The sequence below is a fragment of the Streptomyces sp. NBC_00019 genome (assembly GCF_045041015.1).
Classification (GTDB): domain Bacteria; phylum Actinomycetota; class Actinomycetes; order Streptomycetales; family Streptomycetaceae; genus Streptomyces.
This window is the reverse complement of the sequence record NZ_CP108302.1, coordinates 1,611,366-1,624,318: the sequence shown is the minus strand read 5'-3', so window position 1 is coordinate 1,624,318 and position 12,953 is coordinate 1,611,366. Positions and strand designations below refer to the sequence as shown.

Below are 12,953 nucleotides of genomic sequence, written 5' to 3'. Positions count from 1 at the left end.
CGCGTACGAGGCGCAGCCGATGCGGGTCGTCCTGCGGCCCGGGGCCTCCGTGACAGCGGTCCCCGACGAGGTCGAACGGCTCGGGTTGCGCCGGGTGTTGGTGGTCAGCGGGCCGCGAGGCGCGGAGACGGCCCGGGCCGTCGCGGAGGCGCTCGGCGGTGTCTGCGCGGGGCTGCACGCCGAGGCCCGGATGCATGTGCCTGTCGAGACCGCCGACCGGGCCGTGGAGGTGGCGCGGGCCGCAGGGGCCGACGGCTGTGTGGCCGTGGGCGGCGGTTCCGCGATCGGCCTGGGCAAGGCGATCGCGCTCCGCACCGGACTGCCGCTGGTCGCCGTGCCCTCCACGTACTCCGGCTCCGAGATGACCCCCGTCTGGGGCCTGACCGAGCACGGGGCCAAGCGCACCGGCCGCGATCCCTCGGTCCTGCCGCGCAGTGTCGTCTACGACCCCGAGCTCACCGTGTCCCTCCCGGTGGGCCTCTCCGTGACCAGCGGCGTCAACGCCCTCGCGCACGCGGCCGAGGCCCTGTACGCGCCGGACGCCTCGCCGCTGGTGTCGCTGATGGCCGAGGAGGGCGTACGGGCCATGGCCGGTGCCCTGCCCGCGCTGGCCGTCGCTCCGCGGGACCTGGACGCCCGCGGCCGGGCCCTGTACGGGGCCTGGCTCTGCGGTGCCGCGCTCGGCGCGACCACCATGGGGCTGCACCACAAGCTCTGCCATGTCCTCGGCGGCACCTTCGGCCTGCCGCACGCCGAGACCCACACCGTGGTCCTGCCCTACGCCCTCGCGTACAACGCGCCCGCCGCACCCGAGGCCATGGCGGCGCTCGGCCGGTCCCTGGGCACGGCCGACGTCCCGGGTGCGGTGCGGGACCTCACCGGAGGGACCGGCGTAGCTCGCTCGCTGGCCGAACTCGGACTGGCCGAAGCCGATGTGGCGGTGGCGGCACGCATGACGGCCGAGCAGGCGTACCCCAACCCGCGGAAGGCCACCGCGGAGGGCGTGCTGGCCGTGCTGAGAGCGGCGTACGCCGGCGACCGGCCGCGCAGAGATTTCTGAACAACCGGAACGGAAAGGTGAACCCCATGCCCCTCGGACTGCTCCGGCGGCGACTGAAGAATGCCTCCGGAGGTGCCGCGGGCCTCGCACTGCCGGTCCCGGCCGGCGCGGGCGTCGTCTGCCGCGAGGTCCTCGACCCGGTGAACCAGCCGCTCGGCGGTGCCGATGTCACGGTGACCGAACTCCGCAGCCACCAGGTCGCGGCGCGCGGCACCACGGATCCGTACGGACTGTTCCTGGCCGCGCTGCCACCGGGCGGCTACAGCCTGATGATCGTGGCCGAGGGACTGGAACCGCACCGCGAGAGCATCGACGTCGTCGCCGACGCGGGCCTGTCGTCCCAGCGCGTCCGGCTCCAGCCCGCCCGGCAGGCCGAACTCCCGGTCCCCGGCACCTGGCTCTTCGACCCGCCGCACACCGCGATCCGGTTCATCGCCAAGCACGTCGGCATGGCCCATGTGCACGGCCGGTTCGAACGGTTCGAGGGCGGTATCCAGGTCACCCAGGACATCGGTGACTCCCGTGTCCATGTGCGCATCGACGCGTCGAGCATCACCACCGGCAACAACACCCGGGACGCGCACCTGCGGTCCGCCGACTTTCTCGACGTCGAGCACTTTCCGTACATCGACTTCAGGAGCACCCGCTTCGCCTACCGGGGTGGCAGCAGGTGGTCGCTGCTGGGCACGCTGACCATGCACGGCGTGAGCCGGTCGATGTCGCTGGACACCAACTACCTCGGCATGGTCAACGGCGGTTACGGCGAAGAGCTCCGGTGCGCCGCCCTCGCCAAGGCCGAACTGCACCGGGAGGACTACACCCTCAACTGGCGTTCCATGCTGGCTCGTGGGATCGCCGTGGTCGGCCCGACCGTCCAACTGGAGCTGGACGTCCAGGCGATGTACCGCACACACGACACACCTACGCCGCCCGAATAGGTCACTCGGCGGAGTCGCACGGCACACCCTGCACATGAATTCTTCACAGCGTCGAGAGTAAGAGGATGTCCAAAACTGAAGCGTTGGGCGTAGGGTCCGATCATGGACGGCCCCAACAACCACAATTCCTCCCCCCGCCTCGCTGATCTGGCGCAACTCGTCCGTCTGCCCGCAGCGTTGAGCGTGCCCGGTGATGTCCTGGCCGGTGCCGCCGCGAGCGCCGGGACACCACCGCCCCGCATCCTCGGCACGATGGCCTCGTCCATCGCCCTCTACTGGGCCGGGATGGCGCTCAACGACTACGCGGACGCGACCGTCGACGCGGTGGAGCGGCCCCAACGCCCCGTACCCTCCGGGCGAGTCGAGCGCCGCACCGCGCTCGCCACCGCCTGCGCACTCACCGCCGCCGGGCTCGGCCTCGCCGCCCTGACCGGCGGGCGGCGGGCGCTGGGTGTGGCACTGCCGCTGACCGGACTGGTCTGGGCCTACGACCTCGGCCTCAAGTCCACCCCGGCCGGCCCCGCCGCCATGGCGGGCGCGCGGACGCTGAACGTCCTGGCCGGAGCCCAGCCGGGACACAGGGCGTCCGCACTGCCGGCCGCCCTGCTGGTCGGCGCGCACACCTACACCGTCACAGCGCTGAGCCGTCACGAGGTGTCCGGCGCCCCGCGCGAGGTGCCCGCCGCCACGCTGGCCGGCAGCACCGCAACCGCCGTCGCCGCCGCGGCACTTCCGGGCCTGCGAAAGCACGGCAGGACGGCCCGGATCGGCGCGGCCGTGGGAGCGCTCGCCTACCTCGCCTCCTACGGCACCGCCCAGGTCCGCGCGGCACGCGAACCGTCCGCGACGAACGTGCGGAACGCCGTAGGCACCGGGATCATGTCGCTGATGCCCCTCCAGGCCGCGCTCACCGCGGGCGGCGGCAGGGCGGGGCTCGCCGGAGTCCTGGCCGCGGCGCATCCGCTGGCGCGCAGACTCGCGCGGAAGGTGTCGCCGACGTGACCCCGATATCCGGGCCTTCGGACCGGCTCCGGTACGGGTTCGGCACCAACGGCTTCGCCTGCCACCGCCTCGACGACGTACTGACCGTCCTCGCCGACCTGGGCTACGACTCCGTCGGCCTCACCCTGGACCATGGACACCTCGACCCGTACGCCGCCGACCTGCCCCGCCAGGTCGACCGCCTGGCACGGCGGCTGGATCAGCTCGGTCTCGCCGTCATGGTGGAGACCGGAGCGCCGTACCTCCTGGATCCGTGGCACAAGCACCACCCCACCCTGATGTCCGATTCCGACGCCGAACGGCGCGTCGACCTGCTGGCGCGCGCGGTGCGCATCGCGGCCGGTCTCGGCGCCCCGGCCGTCCATCTGTGCAGCGGCCCGGCGCCGCGGGACATGCCCGAGGACGAGGCCTGGAAGCGGCTGACCGCGGGCTGCGAAGAGGTCCTGGAGATCGCCGGTGAGCACGGTGTGGCCCTGGGATTCGAGCCCGAGCCGTACATGTTCGTCGACACCGTGCAGCGCGTGCTGGACCTGCGGCGACGGCTCGGCGATCCCGACCTGTTCGGCATCACCCTGGACATCGGGCACGCCCACTGCGTCGAGGAGCCTTCGCTGCTCGACTGCGTCGCGGCGGCGGCGCCGCACCTGGTGAACGTGCAGATCGAGGACATGCGGCGCGGGGTCCACGAGCACCTCGAACTCGGCGCGGGCGAGATCGACTTCCCGCCCGTGCTGGCCGCGCTGAAGGCCTCCGGCTATCGCGGGCCGGTCTCGGTGGAGATCCAGGGCGCGTCCCTGGACGCGCCCGACGTCGCCCGCCGCTCCCTGGAGTTCCTGAAGGCCGCCGAGCCGTCCTGAGGCCGCGCCTTCCTCCGACATCAGCGCACCCGAACAGGAGAACTGTGCCGTGGACTCGCACATATCCGCTGCCCTCGACCGACAACTCACCCCCGACGCGCAGCTCTGGCTGACCGAAGCCGTCGCCCGCGTCGGACAGGACCCCACAGCCGTACGCACCGTCTTCCCGGCCGTCGGCCGACGCTGCGGGCGCGGCCCCCTCGTCCCCGGCTGGACGGTGGCCGACGCCGCCCGCGCCCGACTGCTCGCGGCCCTGCCACTGCGCGGAGCCGAGCTCGCCGAGGAGGTCACCGCCCTCCACCGGTACGGGGACGCCGCCGAACAGCGGGCGGTACTGCGTTCGCTGGCCCTGCTGGAGAAGGTGGATCCCTCCTTCGCCGGCCTGGGGCTGCCGCTCGTCCACACGGCCCTGCGCGGCAACGACACCGGCCTGATCGAGGCGGCCCTCGGCCCGTACGCCGCACGCCACCTGGACTACGACGGCTACCGGCACGCCGTACTGAAGTGCGTCTTCTGCGAGATACCCCTCGACCGGATCGCCGGACTGGCCGAGCGCGCGGATCGTGAACTCGCCCGCATGCTCGCCGACTTCGCCCATGAGCGGGTCGCCGCCGGCCGGGCCGTCCCCGCGGACGTCTGGCCGATCCTGCGGGCCCACCCCGGCACGCTGGAGGCCTCCGGGCTGCCCGCCGAAGCCGACTCACCCGTCCCCGCCCGCCGAACCGCCGCCGAACGGGCCCTCGCCGCCTTCACCGGAGCCGCATGATGCGCATCCTCGATCCCCATATCCACATGACCTCACGCACCACCGACGACTACGAGGCCATGTACGCCGCCGGCGTCCGCGCGGTGGTGGAACCCTCCTTCTGGCTCGGCCAGCCCCGCACCTCGGTGGAGAGCTTCACCGACTACTTCGACGCACTGCTCGGCTGGGAGCCGTACCGCGCCGCACAGTTCGGCATCCAGCACTACTGCACCATCGCCCTCAACCCGAAGGAGGCCAACGACCCGCGCTGCACCGGCGTGCTGGACGTCCTGCCGCGCTACCTGGCCAAGGACCGCGTGGTGGCCGTCGGTGAGATCGGCTACGACTCCATGACCCCCGAGGAGGACGAGGCCCTGGCCCGCCAGCTCCGACTCGCCGTCGAGCACGAGCTGCCCGTGCTGGTCCACACTCCGCACCGCGACAAGGCCGTCGGCACCCGCCGCACCCTCGATGTCGTGCGCGAGTCCGGCATCCCGCCCGAGCACGTCCTCGTCGACCACCTCAACGAACTCACCGTGGGAATGGTCGCCGACAGCGGCTGCTGGATGGGCTTCTCCATCTACCCGGACACCAAGCTGACCGAGGACCGCATGGTGCGCATCCTCCAGGAGCACGGCACCGAGCGGATGCTCGTCAACTCGGCCGCCGACTGGGGGCGCAGCGACCCGCTCAAGACCCGGAAGACCGCCGACGCGATGCTCGCCGCCGGCTTCGACGACGACACCGTCGACCAGGTCATGTGGCGCAACCCGGTCGCCTTCTACGGGCAGAGCGGCCGACTCGACCTCGAGGACGTCAAGGCCGACGACACGGCCCTCTTCGAGGGCAACTCGATCAAACGCGGCGGAGAGTGACCCCGCCGTGCGCTTCGGACACCCCGACGGCACCACCGTCCACCTCGCCTATTGCAGCAACGTCCACCAGGCCGAGGATCTCGACGGAGTGGTGGACCAACTCGCCGCGTACGCCGAGCCCGTACGGGAGACCCTCGGCGCCGACCTGCTCGGCATCGGCCTGTGGCTGGCCCGCGACGTGGTCACCGAACTGTCCGCCGCTCCCGACGCCGTACGCCGCCTGCGGGCCGAACTGACCGCGCGCGGCCTGGAGACGGTCACCCTCAACGCCTTCCCCTACGGCGGATTCCACCGCGAGGTCGTGAAGAAGGACGTCTACCTGCCCGACTGGGCCGACCCCGCCCGGCTGCGGTACACGGTCGACTGCGCCCGGGTCCTGGCGGGTCTGCTGCCGGACGACGCCCGGCGCGGCAGCGTCTCGACCCTTCCGCTGGCCTGGCGTACACCGTGGCCGGTCGAGGCGCGGGACTCCGCACGGCGGGCTCTCGACCAACTCGCCGGACAACTCGCCGAGTTGGCGCGGGAGAGCGGCCGTAAGATCCGGATCGGGTTCGAGCCCGAGCCCGGATGCGTGGTGGAGAACACCGTCCAGGCCGCCCGGGAACTCGGGGGAGTGGACCCCGAGTGGCTGGGGATCTGCCTCGACACCTGCCATCTCGCCGTGCAGTTCGAGGAACCGGCCGCCGCAGTGCGCCGGCTCGCCGACGCCGGGCTCCCGGTCGTCAAGGTCCAGGCGTCCAGCGCGCTCCAGGCCGCCGACCCCGCCGACCCCGAGGCGCGGCGCGCCCTCGCCCGGTTCGCGGAACCCCGGTTCCTGCACCAGACGCGCACCGCCCCGAACGGCACCGTCACCGGCGTGGACGACCTTCCCGAGGCACTGGCCGGCGGCCTGGACCCCGGCTCGCCCTGGCGGGTGCACTTCCACGCGCCCCTGCACGCCGCGCCCGAGCCGCCGCTCAGCACCACGGCGGACGAACTGACCTCGTCTCTATGCGTGTTGCTCGGCGGCCCGCAAGCCGTGAGCGACCACATCGAGGTCGAGACCTACACCTGGTCGGTCCTTCCCGAACACCTCCGCCCGCAGGACCGCGAGGGCCTCGTCGCGGGTCTGGCCGCCGAACTGGCGTGGACCCGCGACCGGTTCGAGGAGCTCGGCCTGAAGCCGCATCTCGACGTGACACCTCACTCACCCAAGGAGCCCGTCTCATGACCCGACTGGTCGTCCTCGACATCGTCGGCCTCACCCCCCGCATGCTCCGCCACATGCCCGCCGTCTCGGCCGTCGCCGAACAGGGCTTCCAAGCCCGCCTCAACCCGGTGCTGCCCGCCGTGACCTGCTCCGTGCAGTCCACCCTCCTCACCGGCGCACCGCCCTCCGAACACGGAATCGTCGGCAACGGCTGGTACTTCCGGGATCTCGGCGAGGTCCTGCTGTGGCGCCAGCACAACGCCCTCGTCGGCGGGGAGAAGATCTGGCACACCGCCCGCAAGGCCGAGCCCGACTACAAGGTCGCCAACGTCTGCTGGTGGTACGCCATGGGCGCCGACGTCGACCTCACCGTCACCCCCCGCCCGATCTACTACTCCGACGGCCGCAAGGAACCCGACTGCTACACCTGGCCGCCCGCCCTCCACGACGAACTCACCGACAGGCTCGGCGACTTCCCCCTGTTCACCTACTGGGGACCCAACGCCGGCCTGCCCTCCAGCCAGTGGATCCTCGCCGCCGCCCGCCAGATCTTCGACGAGCACCGCCCCGACCTGACCCTGGTCTACGTCCCGCACCTCGACTACGAGCCCCAGCGCTCCGGCCCCGGCTCCCCGCAGACCGCCCGAGAGGCCCGCCGCCTCGACGACGCCCTGCGGCCCCTGCTGGAGCACTTCCGGCGCGAGAACGCGACCGTCGTCATCCTGAGCGAGTACGGCATCGCGCCCGCCTCCCGCCCCGTCGACATCAACCGCGCCCTGCGCCGGGCCGGACTGCTCGAAGTGCACACCCAGGACGGCATGGAGTACCTAGACCCCTGGACGTCCCGCGCCTTCGCCGTCGCCGACCACCAGATCGCCCACGTCTATGTCCGCGACCCGGCCGACACGGCGGCGGTGGCGAAGATCGTCGCCGAACTCCCCGGAGTCGACCAGGTGTTGGACGCGGAGGGCAAGGCGGCCCACGGCCTCGACCACGAACGCTCGGGAGAGCTGGTCGCCGTGGCGGAGTCCGACGCCTGGTTCACGTACTACTACTGGGTGGACGACGACCGCGCCCCGGACTTCGCCCGCCAGGTGGAGATCCACCGCAAGCCCGGCTACGACCCTGCCGAACTCCTCTACGACCCCACCGTCTCCGCCGTGAAGGCCCGCGCCATCGGCCAGGTCGCCCGCAAGAAGGCCGGCCTGCGCTACCGCATCCAGACCGTCCCGCTGGACCCCTCCGGCGTACGCGGCAGCCACGGCCGTCTGCCGCAGGACCCGCAGGACAGCCCCGTACTGCTGTGCTCGCGGCCCGACAACGCACGCGACGAGATCGACGCGACCGACGTCAAGAACCTCCTCCTGACGCTGGCCGGCATCACCACCGACTGAACGACCGGCCTGGGGACGCAGCCGAGGGCACCGGCCGCCTGGTGCGGCCGGTGCCCTCCAGTGGGCAGTGGCGAGTCGTCGCCCTACTTCGGGTCGCGGTCGAAGAGCGACTTGGACCAGAAGTAGCCGAGCACCGTGAGACCCAGGCACCAGGCCACGGCCAGCCAGCCGTTGTGGCCGATCTCGGTGCCGAGCAGCAGTCCGCGCAGGGTCTCGATGGCCGGGGTGAAGGGCTGGTACTCGGCGATGGGCCGGAACCAGCCCGGCATCGCGTCCACCGGGACGAAGGTGCTGGAGATCAGCGGCAGGAAGATCAGCGGCATCGCGTTGTTGCTTGCCGCCTCCGGGTTCGGGCTGGAAAGGCCCATGCCGACCGCGATCCAGGTGAGCGCCAGGGCGAAGAGCGCGATCAGCCCGAACGCGGCGATCCATTCCAGGACGGTGGCGTCGACGGAGCGGAAGCCGATGGCCAGCCCGACGACCCCGACGAGGACTCCACTGGCGATGCACTGCAGCACGCTGCCGATGACGTGCCCGATCAGTACCGACCCGCGGTGGATCGCCATGGTGCGGAAGCGGGCGATGATGCCCTCGTTCATGTCCATGGAGACGGACACCGCGGTGCCGATCGTGGTGGAGCCAATGGTCATCAACAGAATGCCGGGGACGAGATACGCGATGTACTCGGAGCGGTCCGCCCCGCCGCCCCCGATGCCGGCGCTCATCGCGTCGCCGAAGATGTAGACGAAGAGCAGCAGGAGCATGACCGGGGTGAGCAGCAGGTTCAGGGTCATCGACGGGTAGCGGCGGGCGTGCAGGAGGTTGCGCCGCAGCATCGTGGACGAGTCGCGGACGGCGAGGGACAGGGTGCTCATCGGACGGACTCCTTGGGCTTGTCGGTGTCGCCGGTGAGGGCGAAGAACACGTCGTCGAGGTCGGGGGTGTGCACCGTCAGTTCGTCGGCCTCGATGCCGGCCGCGTCCAACCAGTCGAGGAGGGAGCGCAGTTCGCGCTGGCTGCCGTCGCTGGGGATCTGCAGGGCCAGAGCCTCGTCGTCCCGGGTGACCTCACGCAGAGCGCCGGCGGCGTTCTGGTAGGCGTCCGGATCGGTGAAGCGGAGCCGGACGTGACCGCCGGGGATGAGCCGCTTGAGTTCCTCGGCGCTCCCCTCGGCGGCGATCCTCCCGTCGTTCAACACCGCGATGAGATCGGCGAGTTGGTCGGCCTCCTCCAGGTACTGCGTGGTGAGGAAGACGGTGACCCCGTCCGTGACCAGCTCGCGGATGATCTGCCACATGTTGTGGCGGCTGCGCGGGTCGAGGCCGGTGGTGGGTTCGTCGAGGAAGATGATCCGCGGACTGCCGACGAGGGTCATGGCGATGTCCAGGCGGCGCTTCATGCCGCCGGAGTAGGTGGAGGCGGGCTTCTTCGCGGCCTCGGTGAGGTCGAAGCGCTCCAGGAGTTCGGCGGTGACCCGGCGCCCCTCCTGCTTCGGCAGGTGGTGCAGGTCCGCCATCAGGAGCATGTTCTCCTCGCCGGTGATGAGCCCGTCGACGGCGGAGAACTGCCCGGTGACACCGATGGCGGCCCGCACCCCGTCCGGCGACGTGGCGACGTCGTGGCCCGCGACCTGGGCCTGTCCGCCGTCGGCGGTGATCAGCGTGGACAGGATCTTCACGGCGGTGGTCTTGCCGGCGCCGTTCGGCCCGAGCAGCGCGAACACCGAACCGGCCGGGATGTGCAGATCGATGCCGTCGAGGACGATCTTGTCGCCGTACGACTTGCGCAGACCGATGGTGGAGACGGCGGCCGGCGACACGTGACCGTCGCCCTGCCTGGGCGTGGGCATGACAGAAGAAGGCATGGGCCCTCCGATCGAAGGCTGAAGGAGAACGAGCTGAAGGAGAACGAGGCGAGGGGCTGGTGTGGCAGGCCGGGCAGGTGGCCGTCAGGCCTTGGCGCGGAGGACGTCGATGTTGCCCCAGTTGGTCCGCGCGCGGACCTTGACGGTGTCCTCGGTCTGCTCCGGAGCATCGGAGGCGGCGAGCGTGTTGCGCACCTGCCCGCGGTTGGAGCTGACGTCGAGCCAGGCGGCGGTGCCCTGCCGGATCCCGATCTCGATGGCGCCGTTGGAGGTCTCCAACTGGACCTCGCCGCGGGCGACTTCGGCGACACGAAGGTGGCCGTTGGTCGTGGTGCCGGTGACCGAGGCCTCGGCGCGCGCGATGTCGATGCCGCCATTGGCGCCGTTCACCCGCAGCTCGCCGGTCACGGCCCCGACGGTCGTGATGCCGTGTGTGTTCTTCAGGACGGCGGGTCCGTCGACGAGGCCGACGCGCAGGTTGCCGGAGCTGGTGGTCAGCTCGGCCTCGCCCTCGACCCGGTCGACGGTGATCGAGCCGTGCGACACGTTCAGCTGGAGCGGCCCCGTGGTGTCGAGACGGACGTCACCGGTGGAGGTCTTCACACGGACCTCCCCGAGCCGGCCCTCGCCGAGCACCTGGATCCAGGAGCCGGTCAACTCCACGCTCGAGTCCGTGGGCAGGTCGACCGTCACGTCCACGGCGCCGCTGGGACCGACGAGGCGGCGCTCCTTCGTCCTGACGGTCAGGACGCCGCTCGTGAACACGACCTCGGTCTGTTCGGCGGCCCGTACGTCCTTGTCCTTCTTCGGGTCGCGGGGCCGCACCTCCACGACGGTGTCGGGGCGGTCGCCCGCGGTGAGCTGGATGGAACCGGCCCCCACGTGCGCGGTGACCGAGATCGGTTCGGAAGTGTCGAAAGAAGGCATGGCTGTCCCGTCCTCTTGGGTCTTCAAGGCGTCCCCGCTGGTGGGACGTGGTGTGGGTGCGGTGTCGATTTCCTGGGGCCGGGTGCTGCTGCGGTCAGCGCACCCAGCCCGTGAAGCTCTGTCCGAGGGTCTGGGTCTTCTCCGTCGTACGCGGCCGGGTGCCGCCGTCGACCGCGGCCGACACGGCGCGCACCAGCCACGCGTTGACCGACAGGCCCTCGCGGCTCGCGGCCTCCTCGGCGCGCGTCTTGAGGTGGGCCGGCAGCCGCAGATTGATGCGGGCGGTACCGCCCTCCTCGCCGTCGGCCGGGGTCCTGAGCGGTTCGGCGGGCGCGGCCGGCTCCGCGGTGGCGCCGCCGTAGGCGGGCGGCGGTGTCACCACGAAGTCGGGGTCGAGCCCGCGCAGCCGTACGTCGACCGAGCCGGGAGCGAGATCGCGGGTGATCTCGTCCATCGCGGCGGAGAGCACGTTGAGCATGGTCAGCCGAGTCGCCGACTCCAGGGGGGCGGTGAGTCGCTCCGCCAGCTCGCGGGCTTCGTCGCCACCGGCTTCGGCGGCCACCGCGAGTTCGCGGCGGAGGCTGTCGACATACGGGGTGAGGTCCATGACGCCATCATGGCACCACAATGGCGCCATGTGCAAGCCGTTGGGTGGCGCCAGTGGTGTCACCTCGCGGTCTAGCGGGTCTGACCTGCGAAAACGCAGTGATGCCTATCTGGCTGACGATGGTGCCATGCGCGCTCAGATGTCTCTGCAGGCGCGGAATGGTGCCAGGTGGTGCCATGTGGTGCCACGGCACGCGTCACCTGAGGAAGAGCAGAAGCAGGACGACCGCGACCGACACCGTCAGAAGCCCACCCCCGGTGACGGCCCAGCCGGCCCCGAACGAGGCCCCCACCACACCGTGCGCCAGGTCGCCCAACCGCGGCCCGCCCGCGGCCACCACCGTGTCGATCCCCTGGAGCCGGCCCCGCATCCCGTCCGGCACGGCCGTCTGCAGAACCGTCCGACGGAAGACGCCCAGCACGAGAAGTGCGCCGCCCGCCAGGGTCAGCCACCCGGCCGCCGCGACCAGCGAGCCGGTCACACCGAACCCCGTGACGGCCAGACCCCAGACGCCCGCCGAGACCGCGACCGCGACGCCGTGCCGGTCCACGCGGGTGAAGGCCCCGGAGAAGAGCCCGGCCAGCACCCCGCCCGCCGAGAGCGCGGCGTACAGGACGCCGATGTCCGACGGTTCGAAGGTCTCCCGGGCCAGTTGCGGGAAGAGAGCCGTGGGCAACCCCAGGAACAGCGCGGCGAAGTCGGCGACATACACCAGCAGCAGTACCTGACGCCGCGCCACGAACCGAAAGCCGTCAGCGATCTCCCGGACACCGGCCCGCTTCCTCCCGGCGCGGTCGAGGGGAGGGAGCGGGGGCAGCCGCCACACCGCCCACACCGTCGCGCACACGGCGACGGCATCCGCCAGATACAGCGTCCGCGCACCCACCACCGGCAGCAGCACCCCGGCCAGCAACGGACCCGCGATCCCGGCGGACATGACGACCGTCGACTGCAGTGCGTTGGCGGCGGTCAGCGACTCGGGTGGCACCAGACGGGGAACGACCGCCCGTCCCACCGCGGCATTGGTGCCGAACAGGGCCTGCTGTACGCCCACCAGCACCAGCAGCACACCGGCCGACCGCAGACCCGCGAGGGCCTGGGCCCACAGCAGCAGCGAGGTCACACCGATCCCGGCCGTCGTCACCAGCAGCACCCGCCGCCGGTCCCGCACATCGGCCAGCGCACCTCCCCACAGCGCGGCCGCGGCCATCGGCGCGAAGCCCACCAGCCCGGCCAGTCCGACGTAGGCGGACGACCCGGTGAAGCCGTAGAGCTGCAACGGCACCACGACCGCGGTGAGTTGAGCTCCCAGACCGGTCACGAGCCCGGCCGCCCACAGGCGCCTGAAGGCGCTCCCGCGCAACGGCCGTACGTCCACCAGCACCCGCGCCCCCTCGCCCGTCCGATCCCTGAACCGATGCTGGGGGCTCCCCTTGGGGCAAGGTCAACGAGCGCATTCACATGCTTGTCATGTGCGAGCAGGAATGCCCGTCCC

Annotated in this window: 13 protein-coding genes; 8 read left to right on the top strand and 5 right to left on the bottom strand. The window is 71.6% G+C overall.

Going from position 1 to position 12,953, the window contains the following annotated elements:
- The first annotated feature begins 19 nt into the window (after positions 1 to 19).
- From OHU89_RS07930 to OHU89_RS07895, 8 genes are all read left to right on the top strand, one after another.
- Positions 20 to 1,060, top strand: a complete 1,041-nt coding sequence (locus tag OHU89_RS07930; protein ID WP_405654376.1) for a maleylacetate reductase — start codon at positions 20 to 22, stop codon at positions 1,058 to 1,060.
- Positions 1,061 to 1,086: 26 nt separating this feature from the next.
- The gene (locus tag OHU89_RS07925) at positions 1,087 to 1,998 is read left to right on the top strand and encodes a YceI family protein (protein ID WP_405641183.1); all 912 of its coding nucleotides are present in this window, start codon (positions 1,087 to 1,089) and stop codon (positions 1,996 to 1,998) included.
- A gap of 102 nt (positions 1,999 to 2,100) precedes the next feature.
- Entirely contained in the window at positions 2,101 to 3,000 is a 900-nt protein-coding gene (locus OHU89_RS07920) for an SCO3242 family prenyltransferase (protein WP_405641182.1), read from the top strand.
- Positions 2,997 to 3,857 (top strand): sugar phosphate isomerase/epimerase family protein, encoded by an 861-nt coding sequence (locus tag OHU89_RS07915; RefSeq protein WP_405641180.1) that lies wholly within the window; start codon positions 2,997 to 2,999, stop codon positions 3,855 to 3,857. The genes OHU89_RS07920 and OHU89_RS07915 overlap by 4 nt, the downstream gene beginning before the upstream one ends.
- 49 nt (positions 3,858 to 3,906) lie before the next feature.
- Positions 3,907 to 4,623 (top strand): EboA domain-containing protein, encoded by a 717-nt coding sequence (locus tag OHU89_RS07910; protein WP_405641178.1) that lies wholly within the window; start codon positions 3,907 to 3,909, stop codon positions 4,621 to 4,623.
- Entirely contained in the window at positions 4,623 to 5,477 is an 855-nt protein-coding gene (locus OHU89_RS07905; protein ID WP_405654374.1) for a TatD family hydrolase, read from the top strand. The genes OHU89_RS07910 and OHU89_RS07905 overlap by 1 nt, the downstream gene beginning before the upstream one ends.
- Before the next feature lie 7 nt (positions 5,478 to 5,484).
- Positions 5,485 to 6,687 carry a metabolite traffic protein EboE gene (eboE, locus tag OHU89_RS07900; RefSeq protein ID WP_405641176.1) on the top strand — a complete coding sequence of 401 codons (1,203 nt, stop codon included), beginning with the start codon at positions 5,485 to 5,487 and terminating at the stop codon, positions 6,685 to 6,687.
- Positions 6,684 to 8,060, top strand: coding sequence for an alkaline phosphatase family protein (locus OHU89_RS07895; protein WP_405641174.1), 1,377 nt, complete (start codon positions 6,684 to 6,686; stop codon positions 8,058 to 8,060). The genes eboE and OHU89_RS07895 overlap by 4 nt, the downstream gene beginning before the upstream one ends.
- 83 nt (positions 8,061 to 8,143) lie before the next feature.
- Here the strand turns inward: OHU89_RS07895 and OHU89_RS07890 are convergent, their stop codons facing one another.
- The 5 genes from OHU89_RS07890 to OHU89_RS07870 form a co-directional block, all read right to left on the bottom strand.
- The gene (locus OHU89_RS07890; RefSeq protein ID WP_405641172.1) at positions 8,144 to 8,935 is read right to left on the bottom strand and encodes an ABC transporter permease; all 792 of its coding nucleotides are present in this window, start codon (positions 8,933 to 8,935) and stop codon (positions 8,144 to 8,146) included.
- Positions 8,932 to 9,924, bottom strand: coding sequence for an ATP-binding cassette domain-containing protein (locus tag OHU89_RS07885; protein ID WP_405641170.1), 993 nt, complete (start codon positions 9,922 to 9,924; stop codon positions 8,932 to 8,934). Before OHU89_RS07885 ends, OHU89_RS07890 begins: the two co-directional genes overlap by 4 nt.
- An 84-nt stretch (positions 9,925 to 10,008) precedes the next feature.
- A complete protein-coding gene (locus OHU89_RS07880) occupies positions 10,009 to 10,851 on the bottom strand; it encodes a DUF4097 family beta strand repeat-containing protein (protein ID WP_405641168.1) in 843 nt (280 codons plus the stop codon).
- Positions 10,852 to 10,945: 94 nt separating this feature from the next.
- On the bottom strand, positions 10,946 to 11,458 hold the full coding sequence (locus tag OHU89_RS07875; RefSeq protein ID WP_405641166.1) for a toxin-antitoxin system HicB family antitoxin: 513 nt from the start codon (positions 11,456 to 11,458) through the stop codon (positions 10,946 to 10,948).
- A gap of 196 nt (positions 11,459 to 11,654) precedes the next feature.
- Complete coding sequence (locus tag OHU89_RS07870) at positions 11,655 to 12,842, bottom strand: MFS transporter (protein ID WP_405641164.1); 1,188 nt, start codon at positions 12,840 to 12,842, stop codon at positions 11,655 to 11,657.
- Positions 12,843 to 12,953: the final 111 nt, after the last annotated feature.

Coding starts and splice junctions, on each gene's coding strand:
- OHU89_RS07930 (WP_405654376.1), top strand. CDS start 20: ATGCGGGTCGTCCTGCGGCCCGGGGCCTCCGTGACAGCGGTCCCCGAC.
- OHU89_RS07925 (WP_405641183.1), top strand. CDS start 1,087: ATGCCCCTCGGACTGCTCCGGCGGCGACTGAAGAATGCCTCCGGAGGT.
- OHU89_RS07920 (WP_405641182.1), top strand. CDS start 2,101: ATGGACGGCCCCAACAACCACAATTCCTCCCCCCGCCTCGCTGATCTG.
- OHU89_RS07905 (WP_405654374.1), top strand. CDS start 4,623: ATGCGCATCCTCGATCCCCATATCCACATGACCTCACGCACCACCGAC.
- OHU89_RS07895 (WP_405641174.1), top strand. CDS start 6,684: ATGACCCGACTGGTCGTCCTCGACATCGTCGGCCTCACCCCCCGCATG.
- OHU89_RS07890 (WP_405641172.1), bottom strand. CDS start 8,935: ATGAGCACCCTGTCCCTCGCCGTCCGCGACTCGTCCACGATGCTGCGG.
- OHU89_RS07885 (WP_405641170.1), bottom strand. CDS start 9,924: ATGCCTTCTTCTGTCATGCCCACGCCCAGGCAGGGCGACGGTCACGTG.
- OHU89_RS07880 (WP_405641168.1), bottom strand. CDS start 10,851: ATGCCTTCTTTCGACACTTCCGAACCGATCTCGGTCACCGCGCACGTG.
- OHU89_RS07875 (WP_405641166.1), bottom strand. CDS start 11,458: ATGGACCTCACCCCGTATGTCGACAGCCTCCGCCGCGAACTCGCGGTG.